Source organism: Nonomuraea sp. WAC 01424 (assembly GCF_003947315.1).
GTDB classification, from domain to species: Bacteria; Actinomycetota; Actinomycetes; order Streptosporangiales; family Streptosporangiaceae; genus Nonomuraea; species Nonomuraea spiralis.
Genome location: NZ_QHHZ01000017.1, coordinates 135623 through 150380, shown reverse-complemented (window position 1 = coordinate 150380; position 14758 = coordinate 135623). Strand labels below are relative to the sequence as shown.

General features: G+C 69.6%; 13 protein-coding genes and 1 pseudogene. 8 read left to right on the top strand and 6 right to left on the bottom strand.

Features of this window, described 5'->3' with window-relative positions; genetic code table 11:
- Positions 1 to 227: 227 nt before the first annotated feature.
- Both DMB42_RS39485 and DMB42_RS39480 read left to right on the top strand, forming a co-directional pair.
- Positions 228 to 1091 carry a helix-turn-helix transcriptional regulator gene (locus tag DMB42_RS39485; RefSeq protein ID WP_125643961.1) on the top strand — a complete coding sequence of 288 codons (864 nt, stop codon included), beginning with the start codon at positions 228 to 230 and terminating at the stop codon, positions 1089 to 1091.
- Between the two features lie 55 nt (positions 1092 to 1146).
- Entirely contained in the window at positions 1147 to 1371 is a 225-nt protein-coding gene (locus DMB42_RS39480) for a DUF397 domain-containing protein (protein WP_125643959.1), read from the top strand.
- Between the two features lie 233 nt (positions 1372 to 1604).
- On the opposite strand, the gene DMB42_RS39475 is transcribed toward DMB42_RS39480, so the two are convergent.
- The gene (locus DMB42_RS39475; protein WP_125643957.1) at positions 1605 to 3056 is read right to left on the bottom strand and encodes a catalase; all 1452 of its coding nucleotides are present in this window, start codon (positions 3054 to 3056) and stop codon (positions 1605 to 1607) included.
- Positions 3057 to 3147: 91 nt separating this feature from the next.
- Positions 3148 to 4548, bottom strand: coding sequence for an MFS transporter (locus DMB42_RS39470; RefSeq protein ID WP_125643955.1), 1401 nt, complete (start codon positions 4546 to 4548; stop codon positions 3148 to 3150).
- A 109-nt stretch (positions 4549 to 4657) separates the two neighbouring features.
- Between DMB42_RS39470 and DMB42_RS39465 the strand changes: the two genes are divergently transcribed.
- The 5 genes from DMB42_RS39465 to DMB42_RS39445 all read left to right on the top strand — a co-directional run bounded on the left by DMB42_RS39465 (position 4658) and on the right by DMB42_RS39445 (position 9761).
- The gene (locus DMB42_RS39465) at positions 4658 to 5494 is read left to right on the top strand and encodes a helix-turn-helix transcriptional regulator (protein ID WP_125643953.1); all 837 of its coding nucleotides are present in this window, start codon (positions 4658 to 4660) and stop codon (positions 5492 to 5494) included.
- A 59-nt stretch (positions 5495 to 5553) separates the two neighbouring features.
- Positions 5554 to 6627 carry a CapA family protein gene (locus tag DMB42_RS39460; protein WP_125643951.1) on the top strand — a complete coding sequence of 358 codons (1074 nt, stop codon included), beginning with the start codon at positions 5554 to 5556 and terminating at the stop codon, positions 6625 to 6627.
- 41 nt (positions 6628 to 6668) lie between these two features.
- Positions 6669 to 8363, top strand: a complete 1695-nt coding sequence (locus DMB42_RS39455) for an SDR family NAD(P)-dependent oxidoreductase (RefSeq protein WP_125643949.1) — start codon at positions 6669 to 6671, stop codon at positions 8361 to 8363.
- A gap of 122 nt (positions 8364 to 8485) precedes the next feature.
- Positions 8486 to 9076 (top strand): TetR/AcrR family transcriptional regulator, encoded by a 591-nt coding sequence (locus DMB42_RS39450; RefSeq protein WP_125644240.1) that lies wholly within the window; start codon positions 8486 to 8488, stop codon positions 9074 to 9076.
- Between the two features lie 70 nt (positions 9077 to 9146).
- Positions 9147 to 9761 (top strand): hypothetical protein, encoded by a 615-nt coding sequence (locus tag DMB42_RS39445; protein ID WP_125643947.1) that lies wholly within the window; start codon positions 9147 to 9149, stop codon positions 9759 to 9761.
- On the opposite strand, the gene DMB42_RS39440 is transcribed toward DMB42_RS39445, so the two are convergent.
- Positions 9739 to 10104: a hypothetical protein gene (locus DMB42_RS39440; RefSeq protein WP_125643945.1), complete on the bottom strand. Its 366-nt coding sequence runs from the start codon at positions 10102 to 10104 to the stop codon at positions 9739 to 9741. The genes DMB42_RS39445 and DMB42_RS39440 overlap by 23 nt on opposite strands.
- A 238-nt stretch (positions 10105 to 10342) precedes the next feature.
- Here DMB42_RS39440 and DMB42_RS39435 point away from each other — a divergent pair, with 238 nt between their 5' ends.
- Entirely contained in the window at positions 10343 to 10801 is a 459-nt protein-coding gene (locus DMB42_RS39435; protein WP_260478200.1) for a tetratricopeptide repeat protein, read from the top strand.
- A gap of 155 nt (positions 10802 to 10956) precedes the next feature.
- Here DMB42_RS39435 and DMB42_RS39430 read toward each other — a convergent pair whose 3' ends face one another.
- The 3 genes and pseudogenes from DMB42_RS39430 to DMB42_RS39420 form a co-directional block, all read right to left on the bottom strand.
- Positions 10957 to 11610: a hypothetical protein gene (locus tag DMB42_RS39430; RefSeq protein ID WP_125643943.1), complete on the bottom strand. Its 654-nt coding sequence runs from the start codon at positions 11608 to 11610 to the stop codon at positions 10957 to 10959.
- A 219-nt stretch (positions 11611 to 11829) separates the two neighbouring features.
- Positions 11830 to 14400 (bottom strand): ATP-dependent chaperone ClpB, encoded by a 2571-nt coding sequence (clpB, locus tag DMB42_RS39425; protein ID WP_125643941.1) that lies wholly within the window; start codon positions 14398 to 14400, stop codon positions 11830 to 11832.
- 32 nt (positions 14401 to 14432) lie between these two features.
- A pseudogene (locus DMB42_RS39420) lies at positions 14433 to 14756 on the bottom strand (heat shock protein transcriptional repressor HspR); the annotation flags it as partial.
- Positions 14757 to 14758 lie beyond the last annotated feature (2 nt).

The following is a 14758-nucleotide window of genomic DNA, read 5'->3' as shown; positions in this document are numbered from 1 at the left end:
CTTTCGAGGTTCCAGGACGGCGGAAGAGCCGGAGATTCGCCGTCCAACCTCGATACCTACAGGAATCCTTGTCTTGCTCCCACGCTCTCCCCGTGAAAGCCTTCGGGCAACCCCATGCGGCAGTGTTCGTGCAAGTTGCAGTGTAAGATTGTGTGAACGGCCCACAAACCGGGTTGCCAAACGAACCGTTCCCGCCACACCTTCATTCCCGACAAGGAGAGTGGACGGTGCCATCGCAACAGGGCAGTCCGACAGTGCGCAGGCTCCGCCTCGGTCAGGAGTTGCGCCTCCTTCGCGAACGACGGAAGTTCACCGGGGCCAGGGCGGCCAGAGAGCTCGGCTGGTCGGCCAGCAAGGTCAGCCGTATCGAAGCCGCGAAGACCATGCCGAGCGCCGACGACATCAAGGCGCTGGGCGAGCTCTATCATCTCGACGGCCACAGACTTGATGAACTCTTCGGCCTTCTGCGAGATGCGGAGCAGCGTGGGTGGTGGGAAGATTATGAAGACTCCCTGCCCGAGGAGTACATCAGGCTTCTCGGGCTGGAGGCGGAGGCGACGGTTCAGCGCAACTGGGAACCCCAGTTGGTGTCCGGTCTCCTCCAGACCGAGGACTACGCGCGAGAGGTCATCCTCTCCGTGCGCGGAATCGTACGCATCACGCACAGCGGCGTGCGCAGCCGCGTCGAGGCCCGCCTCGACCGGCAGCAACGGGTTCTGCAGCGACCGGACCCCTGCCGCCTGAACGTGGTGCTCGACGAGGCGGCGCTGATGCGGCGCTTCGGCGAGCCCTCGGTCATGCGGGAGCAGATGGAGCATCTCATCGAGGTCTCCCTGTTGCCGCATGTCAACGTCCGGGTGTTGCCGCTGGAGTCTCTCCATCCGGTCAATACCGGGGCGTTCATTCATTTGAAGTTCACCGGGTTCGACGATGTCGTCTATCTGGAGCACTTGTACACTGCTCACTTCGTAGAGGACCTTGAGCGAGTCGCCGGTTACGAGAACGCTTTTGACCATATGTGGACAGAAGCCCTCGACGAGGACGAATCCCGCGTGCTCATCCAACGCAAAGCCATGTTGTGGCGACGCTGAGTACGCGGTCCCAGTAGGCGGGCAAAGGGGCCTGCCTATACCTTTTGGGGAGAAAATGCACACCACCACTACGGTCCGGGCCTGGCGGAAGAGCAGCTTCTGCAACGGAGCGTCTTCTTGCGTCGAGGTTGCCCCTCTGGGTGACGGCAACGTCGCCCTGCGGGACAGCAAGGTGCAGGACGGCCCGGTGCTCGTCTTCACGCCGTCCGAATGGGCCGCATTCACGGCCGGCGTGCGCGACGGGGAGTTCGACCTGGACTCTCTGGCCGCCAGCGCGTGAAAAGCGGCCCTGGCGAGTTGGTGGCACAACCTATCAGGGCCGCTCGGGACGAGGCCGGCGCGGCCACGACCGTACTTCGGTCGCTCAGCTTGTGAGCAGTGAAGACTTGCACATCATCGCACGACGACCACCCGGGTGATCAAGGTCCGTACCCATCCGAGGTGAAGAACGGCCCTGGCCCCTCATCGACGAGGCAACCAGGGCCACCCTCCCCAAAGGGCTCGAAGCGCGGATCAGTCGCCGACGCCCAGCCCCTCGGCGACGCCCCGGCCGAGGTCCTTGTGGACGTTCTCCCAGTACTCCACGACCCGCTTCCGCATGTCGGACGTGACCTCGGGGGCCGAGGCATGGCCGACGATGTTGGAGACCAGGTGCGCGCGGTCGGTGCCGGACAACACGTTCTCCCACAGGGCGCGCGGCTGCGCGTAGTCGTCGTCCTCGGCGTGCCGGGTGTACGCCGAGCGCAGGATCTCGCCGGTGACGTGGTAGTGCTCGCCCTCGTACAGGGAGGGGTCGGCGGCGGGTCCGGCGGCCGAGTTGGGCGCGTAGACCGGGTCCTGCGTGTTCCTGAAGGCCATCGGGCCGTCGGCGTTGTAGGAGTTGACCGGCGACTTCGGCGCGTTGATCGGGAGTTGCAGGTAGTTCGGGCCGATGCGGTAGCGGTGGGCGTCGGGGTAGGAGAACAGGCGGCCCTGGAGCATCTTGTCGGGTGAGGCGCCGATGCCGGGCACCAGGTTCGACGGCTCGAAGCCGGCCTGCTCGACCTCGGCGAAGTAGTTGCCGGGGTTCCTGTTCAGGGTGAACGTGCCGATCGTGATCTCGGGGTAGTCGCTGTGCGGCCACACCTTGGTCAGGTCGAACGGGTTGAACCGGTAGTCGGCGGCGGCCTCGAACGGCATGATCTGCACGTTCACCGTCCAGGACGGGTGATCGCCGCGCCTGATGGCCTCGTACAGGTCGCGGGTGTGGTGGTCGGGGTCGGTGGCCTGGAGGGCGGCGCCCTCGGCGGCCGTGTAGTTCTGGATGCCCTGGTCGGTCTTGAAGTGGTACTTGACCCAGAACTTCTCGCCCGAGGCGCTGTACCAGAGGAAGGTGTGCGAGCCGAAGCCGTGCATGTGCCGCCAGCTCGCGGGGGTGCCCCGATCGGTCATCAGGAAGGTGACCTGGTGGGCCGACTCCGGTGAGAGCGTCCAGAAGTCCCACTGCATGTTGTGGTCGTGCAGGTGGTTGTCGGCACGCCGCTTCTGGCTGTGGATGAAGTCGGAGAACTTCTGCGGGTCGCGGATGAAGAAGATCGGCGTGTTGTTGCCGACGATGTCGTAGTTGCCCTCTTCGGTGTAGAACTTGATCGCGAAACCGCGCGGGTCGCGCGCGGTGTCCGCGCTGCCCAGCTCGCCGGCCACGGTGGAGAAGCGCAGGAAGAGCGGGGTCTCCGTGCCTTTCTGGAACAGCTTGGCCTTGGTGAACTGGCTGACGTCCTCGGTGATCCGGAGGATGCCGTGGGCGCCGCCGCCCTTGGCGTGCACGACGCGCTCGGGGACCCGCTCCCGGTTGAAGTGGGCCATCTTCTGGATCAGGTAGTGATCCTGCAGGAGCAGGGGACCGTTCGGGCCGACGGAGAGCGAGTGCTCGTCGCTCGGGGCGGGGATGCCCGCGTCGTCGGTGGTACGTGGCCTGGTCGTCATCGCGTCATCCTCCGAGGTCGTCAACAGCTCAGGTCGCATATACCACCATATGCACTAAACCTGAACGATTCAACTTTATGAGGCATTCAGGTCAACGGTGGCGTACCAGGAAGAGGCTGCTGAGGCCGGCGAGCACGGCCAGACCGGCCATCGCGACGGAGGCCATGAGGGAGGCCGAGACGGTGCCGTGGCCCTGGCTCAGCGAGATGAACAGCGTGCCCACGGTCGAGACGCCGATGACCTGGCCGAGCTGCATCACGGTGAGCAGCGCGCCGCTCGCGTCCGCCGCGTACGCGCCGTCCACCTGCTCGGTCGCCATGTTGGTCACCGCGACCTGCACGCCGAGCCCGGCGCCGATGAGGGCGCTCATGACCGCGTACAGGACGCCGCCGCCGGCGGCGAGGCCGAGGCCGAGGTAGGCGGGCGCGGCGACGACGTAGCCGACCGGTACGAGCGGGCGCTGCAACCCGGCGGGCAGGCGCGGCCACAACAGGCCCACCACGCCGAAGGCGAGCGCGCACGGGACCATCATCATGCCCGAGGCGAACGGGGTGAGGTGCAGATCGCCCTGGAGGTGCAGCGCCGAGGTGAACAGGAACGCCCCCCAGGTCGCCGGCCCGAACAGCAGGATCGCCAGACCGGGACGCATGCCCGGCGCGGCCAGCACCTTGGCGTCCACCAGCGGACGCCCGCCACGACCGGTCACCCAGCGCTCGACGCGGACGAACACCACGAACATCACCACGCTGAGCCCCATGGAGACCCAGCCCCAGACGGGCCAGCCCAGGTCACGCCCGAGCACCAGGGGCACCACGAACAACAACACGGCCGCCGACAGGGTCACCAGACCCCAGGGGTCGAGCCCGGTCCTGCCGCCGCCCTCGTCGGCGGGCAACGTGCGGAACCCGACGACCAGCAACACGACGGCGACCGGTACGAGCACCAGGAACACCACCCGCCACCCGGCGCCGAAACCGAGCATGATGCCGCCGAGCGCCTGGCCCACGACGATGCCGCCGCTGATCACCAGCGACCACAGGCCGATCGCCCGGCCTCGCGCCGCGCCCTGGTAGTTGCGCTGGATCAAGGTCAGGACCTGCGGCATCATCATCGCCGCGCCCGCACCCTGGGCGAGGCGGAAGCCGATCAGCCAGCCCGTCGAGGGCGCGAGCCCGGCGCCGAGCGTGGTGACGGTGAACACGGCCAGCCCGCCGAGAAAGGCGTTGCGGTAACCGAAGAGGTCGCCGATCCGAGCGCCGGTGATCAAGAGGACGGCATAGACGATGGTGTAACCGGCGACGATCATCTGCAGCCCCGCGCCGGAGGAGTGCAGGTCCGACTCGATGGTCGGGGTGGCCACGTTGACGATGTTGACGTTGAGGATGGCCAGGAACTGCCCGACGAGGATCACTGCGAGGAGCAGACCGTTGGCCTTGGCCCTGTCCGGTGGGGTTACTTGGACAGGAGTGGAAACAGTGGCGGATTCGGTCATGTGTTTCATTATCGTGCGAACCCGATACCAGTAACGAGAGTCCCTTTATCCTGGTATTAACGGCACCTGGATAAGTGTCGGCGAACGCACCCATAGTGGAGGTGTGACCATGACTGAGCCTAGACGTACGGATCTGGCGGCGTTCCTCCGCACCCGGCGGGCGCGTATCACCCCGGAGATGGTGGACCTCGCGCCGGGGCCGCGACGGCGTACGCCGGGGTTGCGCCGCGAGGAGGTCGCCCAGCTCGCCGGGGTGGGCGTCACCTGGTACACGTGGCTGGAGCAGGGCCGTCCGATCAACGTCAGCGGCCAGGTGCTCGACGCCGTCGCCCGTACGCTCATGCTCGACAACGCCGAGCGGCAACACCTCTACCGGCTCACCGGCCGTGCCGAGGCTCCCGCCCTCGCCGACGTCAGCCGCATGCCGCACGAGCTCCAGGACATCCTCGACCAGCTCCGCGAGCTGCCCGCGGTCGTCTGCAACGGTCTCGCGGACCTGCTGGCCTGGAACTCCTCCTACGCCACGCTGTTCCCGCACATCGTCGAGGCCCCGGCGGGCGAGCGGAACACGCTGTGGCAGACGTTCGTCAGCGCGGAGGCCGAGGTCAGCCTGGTCAACCGCGAGTCGGAGCTGCCGAGGGCCGTCGCCGTCTTCAGGGGCGCCTACAGCAGGCACGCCGACGATCCCTGCTGGCAGGACTTCGTCCGGCGGCTGTGCGCGGAGAGCGCCGAGTTCGCCCGCATGTGGGCCAGGCAGGACGTGGCCGAGCCGGGCCCCCGCGTGAAGGTCTTCAAGCACGAGGTCGCCGGCGCCCTCCGCTTCAGCACGACCAGCCTGAACGTCGCCGCCGCCCCCGAGATGCGGCTGATCGTCTATACCCCCCAGGACGACGCCACTAGGTCCGCTTTGACCTGGTTGATGGGAGCTGGTGATACCAAGTCCTAATCCACCGCCAATAGAATGCTCGATCCGTAAGAGTCTGGATCGAGCGGAAATGGCGGTAGATGAGACTCCCCCGTGTCCTACCGGTGCTGGCCGTCGCCGCCTCCCTCGCGGCATGTTCGTCGGCACCCGACAAGGAACCCCTGAGCAAGCAGGCCGACCAGAAGGCGATCGAGTCGCCGAGCGCGAAGCCGAAGCCGCAACGGCGGCCCTTCACCATCTCCTTCGGCGGCGACGTGCACTTCGAGGGCGGCCTGCGCAACCGGCTGGCCGACCCGCGCACCGCCCTCGGACCCATCGCGAACGTGTTGCGCAAGGCCGACCTGTCGATGGTCAACCTGGAGACCGCGATCACGACGGCCGGGACGCCCGCGCCGGGCAAGCAGTTCACCTTCCGCGCGCCGGCGACCGCGTTCGCCGCGCTCAAGGCGGCCGGCGTGGACGTCGCCTCCATGGCCAACAACCACGGCATGGACTACATGGAGAGCGGCCTGACCGACTCGCTGGCGGCCATCAAGCGCAGCAAGTTCCCGATCGTGGGGATCGGGGGGAACGCGGCGGAGGCGTACAAACCGTTCCGCCGGACGGTGAACGGGAACCGGGTGTCGATCATCGGCGCGACGCAGGTGCTCGACGCCGAGTTCATCCAGTCGTGGACGGCCACGGCCGACAAGGGCGGGCTGGCCTCGGCCAAGGACGAGGCGAGCCTGCTGCGGGCCGTACGCCAGGCGCGCAAGAACTCCGACACCGTGATCGTGCACCTGCACTGGGGCACCGAGATGCAGAAGTGCCCCAACGAGGCACAACTCTCGCTCGCCCCCAAGCTGGTCAAGGCGGGCGCCGACGTGGTGGTCGGCGGGCACGCGCACATCCTGCTCGGCGCCGGATACCTGGACGACGCCTACGTCAGCTACGGCATGGGCAACTTCGTCTTCTACAACTCCACCCCGGGCACCACGGGCCGGACCGGCGTGCTGACACTGACGATCAACGGCCGCAAGGTGCTCAAGGACCAGTGGACCCCGGCCACGATCCAGGGCGGCATCCCGATCCCCATGACGGGCGCGTCCAGGACCCAGGCCGTGACCGACTGGAAGGCCCTGCGCTCGTGCTCGGGGCTGGCCGCGCGGCCTTGATCGTTCTATTCTCTGGACAAATCGTCCAGTAGGGGGCCGCCATGCGGTGGGTCGAGTCCGGCGACGTACGACTGGCGGTCTTCGAGGAGGGCGACCCGGCGGCCCCCACGATCGTGTTGCTGCACGGCTACCCGGACACCCACCGCGTGTGGGACGAGGTGGCCGCGCTCCTGCGCGACCGCTTCCACCTGGTCCGGTACGACGTGCGCGGCGCCGGGGCCTCCTCCGCCCCGCGCGACCGCCGGCACTACGCCTTCGACCACCTCATGGCCGACCTGGCCGCGGTGATCGACTCCGTCGGGAAGCCGCGGGTGCACCTCGCCGGCCACGACTGGGGTTCGTTGCAGGGGTGGGAGGCCGCCGCCAGGCCCGGCCTGCGGGACCGGCTGGCCTCCTTCACCAGCCTCGGCGGCCCCGGGCTGCGGCAGGCGGCTCAGTTCATGCGGCACGGGCGGCGGCGTGACGTGCTCAGGCAGCTCGCCCGTTCCTGGTACATCGGCGCGTTCCAGGTGCCGGTGCTGCCCGAGCTGGCCTGGCGTACGGTCGTGCCGCGCCTCCTTCGGCGCACGCTGCGGAACGGCGAGGGCGTCGAGCCGCGGCCGGGACATCCGGCGGACACCCTGGTCAAGGACGCGCGCAACGGGCTGGAGCTCTACCGGCGCAACATGCTCACCGGCGACGACGGCTCCGCCGGTGGTGGCGGCCTCATGAGGGGTGGCGGCTTCGCCGGTGGTGGCGGCCTTGCCGGGCGTGGGGGTGAGCCGCGTGTGGGGGTGCCCGTGCAGCTCGTCGAGGCGCGCGGGGACCGGTTCGTCACGCCCGCGCTGCTGGCCTCGACCGGCCGATGGGCCGACCGCCTGTGGCACCGCCGGATCGAGGCGGGTCACTGGGCCCAGCGCGGCCGTCCCGCGACGGTCGCCGAAATGATCGCGGACTTCGTCACGCACATGGAGGGCGGCCCCGCGAGCAGGGGCCTGCGGCGGGCGCGGGCCGGGGAGCGGCGCAAGGCGTTCGGTGACCGGCTGGTGCTGGTGACGGGCGCGGGATCCGGCGTCGGACTCGCCGCCGCGCGGGCGTTCGCGGCGCACGGGGCCGAGGTGGTGTGCGCGGACCTCGACCCGGCCGCCGCCGCGCGGGCGGCCGCGGCCATCGCGAAGGATCTCGGCGGTACGGCGCATCCGGCGCAGGTCGATGTATCGGATATCAATAAATTCGAAGATTTCTCGCGAAATATCATCGCCCAATATGGCGTCCCGGACATTGTGCTGAACAATACGGAGATCGCGGCCGCCGGGCCATTTCTCGAACACACCGTCGGCGACTGGCGCACGACCCTGGACGCCGGCCTGCAGGCCGTGATCAACGGCTGCCGCCTGTTCGGCGCGGCCATGGCGGCCCGCGGCGAGGGCGGCCACCTCGTGAACGTCGTCACGCCCGCCGCCTCCGTACCCTCCCACCTGTCACCTGCGTATTCGATCTCGAAGGCAGCCGTACGGGCGCTCGGCGACGGCCTGCGCGCCGAGTTGGCCGGGTACGGGATCGGGGTCAGCACGATCTTCCCGGGGCCGGTGTCCACGTCGGCCGCGGGCCGGGCGCGGCGGGGTTGCCCGCCCGAACGGGTGGCCGCCCGCATTCTGCGTGCCGTACATCTGAATCAGGCCGTCATTTCGCCCCGAACGATCCGCGCGCCGAACAGGATGGGTGTGGGCCTGAGAAATCCGCAAATTAGTAGGTAACGATCGCGCCGACGAGAGAAGATGAATCCGTGTCCTCGCCGCAAATGGATGATGACTGCGTCCACCCCAAAGCTCTCCGGCGGCAGCCGGCCCAACGCCGCAGCGCGCGGCGCGTCGAGCGCATGCTCGACGCCTGCGCCGAACTCCTCGACGAGACCGGCTACGAGGCCCTGTCCACCACCCGCATCGCCGAACGGGCGGGCGTCGCGATCGGCTCGGTCTACCAGTTCTTCCCCGACAAACGGGCCATCACCCAGGAGCTCACCCGGCGCAACGTCGAGCAGTTCGTGGCGCGGGTGGGCCGCCGGTTCATGGAGGAGGAGTACCGAGGCTGGTGGGAGGCCGTGGACGCGATCATCGACGAGTACGTCGACATGCATCGCACCGTCCCCGGCTTCAGGAGCCTGCACTTCGGCGACGTCGTCGACCTCAACCTGCTCGACTCCGACTCCGAGAACAACACGGTGATCGCGGGCAGGCTGCGCGGCCTGCTGCTGAAGGAGTTCGGGCTGGCCGACAGCGAGACGCTCGACCTGGCCGTGCTCGACGGGGTCGAGGCCGGCGACGCGGTGCTCAAGCTGGCCTTCCGCCGTGACCCCGACGGCGCGCCCGACATCATCGAGGCCGCCAAGCACCTGGTGCGGGGGTTCCTGTCGCGCCAGCTGAAATCGTGGTCGCCGCACGTACTGACCGAGGGTGACGTGGGACGCTGACCGAGATCTGGGAATGACAGCAGTGAGCGATCGCCCGTTCACTGTCCGTCACAGGTCTCGGGAGGTGAAGATGTCCGATCTTCCACCGTCCGCCTTCCTTCGCAGCGCCCCCTCCGATCCCCGCCGCAGGCGCGGCCCGGTCTACGCGACGCTGGGGCTCGTCCTGGCCGTGGGCGCGAGCGGGATGATCGGCTACTCGGCGGGGTACGCGGCCGACGACACGGAGGTGGTGGCGCCGCTGACCGTGCGGCCGGTCGTCGCCTGTCACGCCGTCCCGCCCGAGCCGGACCCGGTGGCCGTGCCTCAGGGGGCGGCGGTGACCGTACCGCAGAACAGGGCGGCGGAGTCGACGGCCCGTACGGTCGCCAAGGTCGAGGCGCGCGCCCACCGGAAGCGGGCCCACCTGAGGACGGCCGCCCGGCCCGCGCGCCGCGTCGTCACCCGGGCGGCCGTGATCCCGGCGGCGGCCCGGACCGCGACCTCGGCGGCCGCGAAAGCAGCGGCCCGAGCCCGAACCCAGGCCCGAGCGCAAGCCCGAGCCCAGGCGCGAGCGCGGGCGGCGGCCCGCAGGGTCGCCAGCCCGGCGCGCTCACCGCTGGAAGCGCTCATGGAGCAGGTCCAGAAGGTACGGAACGACCTCTACACGCAGGTGCTCGACCGGATCACCGGGCGGTCCCGGCCATGACCGGCCGCTGACCACCCGGCACGATCGGCTGCCGGAGCTCGGGCGGCGCGGACGCCGGCTCCCGGTGCCGCCACCTGGCGAGCCGCCGGTCGCCCAGCGCCGCCGCCGGCACCTGCTGGATGTGCGGCGTCGGGGGAGTGCGCAGGCAGGGCATGGGATACGACACCGGGCGGGCATCCCTGGCCTGCCTGACGTCGAGCCTGGTCTCCAGCGCCCGCAGGTTGCGCTCCGCCGTCTCGATGGCCTCCAGCCGCCCCGACAGATACCCGGCCACGCCGGGCCCGAGAGCCGAGAGAACGACCGCACAAGCCAGCGTGAAGGTCATCTGCCTGGACAAGCCCATTACAGCCCCCTCCGCTCGCAGGACGCAAAGCAAGGGGTACATGCCCGCCGGCCTGCACAGACACGCGGAGCGTAACCAGCCTTGAACAAGACGTTGCCGAATTTGCATGTGACCGGCCATGCGCATTGACCGGGCAAACCGCCGTACGGCTCGGTAGTCTCGCGGTGTGGCGCATGTGACCCGTGAGCACCTTGATCGTCTGCTAGAGCAGGCCCTGCTGGCCGACGACCACAGTTCCTTGGCCAGTCGGCTTTACGACGTCGCGCTCGACTATTCCTCCGGCGACGTCTCCAGGGCGTCCATCCTGGTCCTCGCCGCCGAGGAATGGCGAGCTGCGGGCCAGCCCGCACGCGCGATGGAGTGTTTCCAGCGCGCCGTAGAAGACGGTGGCGACGCGGGTTTCGACCCGCGGGCCGGCATCGCCGACACCCTCTTCGAGCTCGAACGGCCCAACGAGGCCCGGGAGGTGATCGAGACCATCCGCGCCGAGGGCGACGTCTCCACGGCGACGGCCCACACCATCGCGGAGACCCTGGTCGCCTACGGCGATCTCCGGGGCGGTCTCGAATGGGCCACGCAGGCCGTTCTGGGCTGTGATGAGGGCGACCCCGAACAGGTGGCGCTGCTGCGGACGCGCTACCGGATCAGGGTCGACCTCGGCCTTCCGGAGGACGAGCTCGACGAGCTCGTCTCCTAGCCGCCGGGGCCGGACCGGCTGACCCTGCGCGAGGCCCTGCTTGTCGCGCGCCCGCGAAACCGGGCCGGAGGAGCCGCGTCAGTGCGCGATCACGGCCCCTCCGGCTGCGGAAGCCCGGGCGCGGCAGGCACGACCCGCGCCCGGACGTCTTCGGCTCAGCCCAGGCCGAGACCGGGCAGCAGGCGGCTGAAGCCGTCGACGGCCTGCGGGCCGCCGGGCAACGTCGAGGCGCCCTCGACGCTCTGCACGGCCTTGGGCAGCAGATTCGCCAGGAGCCGGCCGCCGAGCTCGTGCACCGGCTGCCGCAGGTCCATCGGCGCCTGCGCGGACTGACCCTTCGCGGGGGAGGTCGGCTTCCCGCCGACCGCCGTCTCGGCGGGCACGCGGGCCATGATGGGCGTCTGCGGCAACGCGGGGAGAGCGGGCAGCGCGGGCACCTGGAGCGTCGTCGCGAGGTCCCGCATCCCCCTGTCGCCCGGGACCATCGGGAACAGCGCGGGCGACGCGCTGGTCAGCGAGGGCATGCCCCACGTGGCACCCACCCCGCCGAGGTCGGCCAGCGGGCCCATGGCGGACCTGGCGGTCGTCAGGCCGGTCAGGCCGAGCCTCCTCGCCATGTCGCCGGCGGCGACCGCCAGCTTGCTGATCTCTTCGGTGACGACCCGGTGGCCGTTCGTCTTGCCTTCGTTGAGGCGCAGCATGGTCTTGCCGTTGCAGTACGAGGCCACCGACTCGTTCTGCGCCCGGCAGGTGTCGGCCGTCGACGGGCCGGCGACCGGCCAGGTGACGGCCGCGGTCAGAGTGGCCACCGCGAGGATTCTTCGGATCTTCTGCGACACCGTACGTTCCCCTGATCGGATTCGGTGATCTGACGAACGCCGAAGCTAGTCACGCGATCGGCCGGTGGTGCGCGGCTTGTCCGAAGGGTGGCGGGAACCTTACCGCCGCACGGAGGGAGATGACCCTGCCATGACACGCCGAGGCCCGGAGATCCGCGTGGATCTCCGGGCCCTGTGTGTACGGCGGCGTCAGCCGCGCTGGATGACCAGCTCGTCGTCGCCGAGCTCCACCCTGACCTTGTCGCCGTCGACGATCTCGCCGGACAGCACGGCCTTGGCCAGCTTGTCGCCGATGGCCGACTGGACCAGGCGGCGCAGCGGGCGGGCGCCGTACATGGGGTCGTAGCCGGTCAGCGCCAGCCATTCGCGGGCGGCCGGGGTGACCTCCAGCGTCAGCCGGCGGTCGGCCAGGCGGCGGGCCAGGCGGTCGACCTGGAGGTCGACGATCTGGGCCAGCTCCTCGGAGCCGAGCGCGTCGAACAGGATGACGTCGTCGAGCCGGTTGAGGAACTCCGGCTTGAACGCGGCCCGTACCGCGCCCATGACGGCCTCGCGCTTGGCGCCGTTGTCCAGCTTGGGATCGACCAGGAACTGCGAGCCCATGTTGGAGGTCAGGATCAGGATCGTGTTGCGGAAGTCGACCGTGCGGCCCTGGCCGTCGGTCAGCCGTCCGTCGTCGAGCACCTGGAGGAGGATGTCGAACACCTCCGGGTGCGCCTTCTCCACCTCGTCCAGCAGCACCACCGTGTACGGCCGTCGCCTGACGGCCTCGGTGAGCTGGCCGCCCTCCTCGTAGCCGACGTAGCCGGGAGGCGCTCCGACGAGCCTGGCCACGCTGTGCTTCTCGGAGTACTCGCTCATGTCGATGCGGGTCATCGCCCGCTCGTCGTCGAACAGGAACTCCGCCAGCGCCTTGGCCAGCTCGGTCTTGCCCACACCCGTGGGCCCGAGGAACAGGAACGAGCCCGTGGGACGGTCGGGGTCGGCGATGCCGGCCCGGCTCCGGCGTACGGCGTCCGAGACGGCCTGTACGGCCTGCTGCTGGCCGATGAGCCGCCGGCCCAGGTCCTGCTCCATCCGCAGCAGCTTGGCCGTCTCAGCCTCGAGCAGGCGCCCGGCGGGGATGCCCGTCCAGGAGGAGATGACCTCGGCGATGTCGTCGGCGCCGACCTCCTCCTTGACCATGGCGTTCTCCGGCGGTGCGGCGTCGGAGGCGACCTGGAGCGCCTGCTCCAGGCGGGGCACGTCGGCGTACATGAGCCGGGAGGCGGCCTCGAAGTCGCCGTCGCGCTGGGCCCGCTCGGCGGCGCTCCTGGCCTCGTCGAGCTGCTTCTTCAGCTCGCCGACCTTGTTGAGCCCGGCCTTCTCGTGCTCCCAGCGGCCGACGAGGGCGTTGAGCTCCTCCTGATGGTCGGCCAGCTCCTTGCGCAGGCGTTCGAGCCGCTGGACCGACGCCTCGTCGGTCTCCTTCGTCAGGGCCAGCTCCTCCATCTTCATGCGGTCGACGTTCCGCTGGAGCTGGTCGATCTCCACGGGACGGGAGTCGATCTCCATGCGCAGCCGCGAGGCGGCCTCGTCGACCAGGTCGATGGCCTTGTCGGGGAGGAAGCGGTTGGTGATGTAGCGGTCGGACAGGGCGGCGGCGGCGACCAGGGCGCCGTCGGCGATCTGCACCTGGTGGTGGGCCTCGTAGCGGCCCTTGAGCCCGCGCAGGATCGCGATCGTGTCCTCGACCGTGGGCTCGCCCACGTAGACCTGCTGGAAGCGGCGCTCCAGGGCAGGGTCCTTCTCGATGCGCTCGCGGTATTCGTCGAGCGTGGTCGCGCCGATCATGCGCAGCTCGCCGCGGGCCAGCATGGGCTTGAGCATGTTGCCCGCGTCCATGGCGCCCTCGGCGGCCCCCGCGCCGACGACGGTGTGCAGCTCGTCGATGAACGTCACGATCTGCCCGTTGCTCTCCTTGATCTCGGAGAGCACGGCCTTGAGGCGTTCCTCGAACTCGCCGCGGTACTTCGCGCCGGCCACCATCGCGCCCAGGTCGAGCGAGATCAGCCGCTTGTTGCGCAGCGACTCGGGCACGTCACCGGCCACGATGCGCTGGGCCAGGCCCTCGACGACGGCGGTCTTGCCGACGCCGGGCTCGCCGATCAGCACCGGGTTGTTCTTGGTACGGCGGCTGAGCACCTGGACCACGCGGCGGATCTCCGAGTCGCGGCCGATCACCGGGTCGAGGCCGCCGCCGCGGGCCCGCTCGGTCAGGTCGACGCCGTACTTCTCCAGCGCCTGGTAGGTGTCCTCAGGGGTCTCGCTGGTGACGCGGGCGTGGCCGCGTACCTTCTCGAAGGCGTCGAGCAGCGCCTGCGAAGTCGCCCCCTGCGACTTCAGCAGCTCGGCCATCGGGCCGCCGTCGGCCGCCAGGCCGACGAGCAGGTGCTCGGTCGAGACGTAGAGGTCTTCGAGGCGGTTGGCGTGCTGGGCGGCGGTGTGCATGACGGTGAGGAGCTGCCGGGAGCTCGAAGGCGCGCCCACGGTCGCGCCCTGGGCCTTCGGCAGCGCGGCGAGCTGCTCCTCGACGCGCGCCCGCAGCGTGCGCCAGTCGGCGCCGACCGCTTCGAGCAGCGGCACGGCCGTGCCGCCCGTCTGGGAGAGCAGCGTGGAGAGCAGATGGGCCGGCGCGATCTCCGGGTTGCCCTCCGCGGCGGCACGCCGCATGGCACCCGAGAGAGCTTCCTGGCTCTTCTGGGTGAGCTTGTAGTCCATAACCTTCAGGCCCCCGGTGGCAGCTCGTAGCGGATCAGCGCCCTGACCATCCGCATCTCGGCGCGCAGGCGGTGAACCTCCTCACGCAGCCGCAGTGCTTCGTTCTCGAGCTCAAGGATCCGCTTGATGCCCGCGAGGTTGATGCCCTCCTCCTGGGAGAGCCGCTGGACCTCGCGGAGCTGGATGATGTCCCTTGTGGAGTAGAGGCGGCCGCGCCCGGCGGTGCGGCCCGGGCTGACCAGGCCGAGCCGGTCGTACTGGCGCAGCGTCTGCGGGTGGAGCCCGGAGAGCTGCGCGGCCACCGAAATCACATAAACAGGCGTGTCGTCGGACAGGTCGAAATAGTTGGCGTCCATCG

Excerpts from the sequence above, each read along its gene's own strand:
- DMB42_RS39465 (WP_125643953.1), top strand. The coding sequence starts at position 4,658 with ATGACTGAGCCTAGACGTACGGATCTGGCGGCGTTCCTCCGCACCCGG.
- clpB (WP_125643941.1), bottom strand. The coding sequence starts at position 14,400 with ATGGACTACAAGCTCACCCAGAAGAGCCAGGAAGCTCTCTCGGGTGCC.
- DMB42_RS39450 (WP_125644240.1), top strand. The coding sequence starts at position 8,486 with ATGCTCGACGCCTGCGCCGAACTCCTCGACGAGACCGGCTACGAGGCC.
- DMB42_RS39440 (WP_125643945.1), bottom strand. The coding sequence starts at position 10,104 with ATGGGCTTGTCCAGGCAGATGACCTTCACGCTGGCTTGTGCGGTCGTT.
- DMB42_RS39470 (WP_125643955.1), bottom strand. The coding sequence starts at position 4,548 with ATGACCGAATCCGCCACTGTTTCCACTCCTGTCCAAGTAACCCCACCG.
- DMB42_RS39480 (WP_125643959.1), top strand. The coding sequence starts at position 1,147 with ATGCACACCACCACTACGGTCCGGGCCTGGCGGAAGAGCAGCTTCTGC.
- DMB42_RS39475 (WP_125643957.1), bottom strand. The coding sequence starts at position 3,056 with ATGACGACCAGGCCACGTACCACCGACGACGCGGGCATCCCCGCCCCG.
- DMB42_RS39460 (WP_125643951.1), top strand. The coding sequence starts at position 5,554 with ATGAGACTCCCCCGTGTCCTACCGGTGCTGGCCGTCGCCGCCTCCCTC.
- DMB42_RS39445 (WP_125643947.1), top strand. The coding sequence starts at position 9,147 with ATGTCCGATCTTCCACCGTCCGCCTTCCTTCGCAGCGCCCCCTCCGAT.
- DMB42_RS39455 (WP_125643949.1), top strand. The coding sequence starts at position 6,669 with ATGCGGTGGGTCGAGTCCGGCGACGTACGACTGGCGGTCTTCGAGGAG.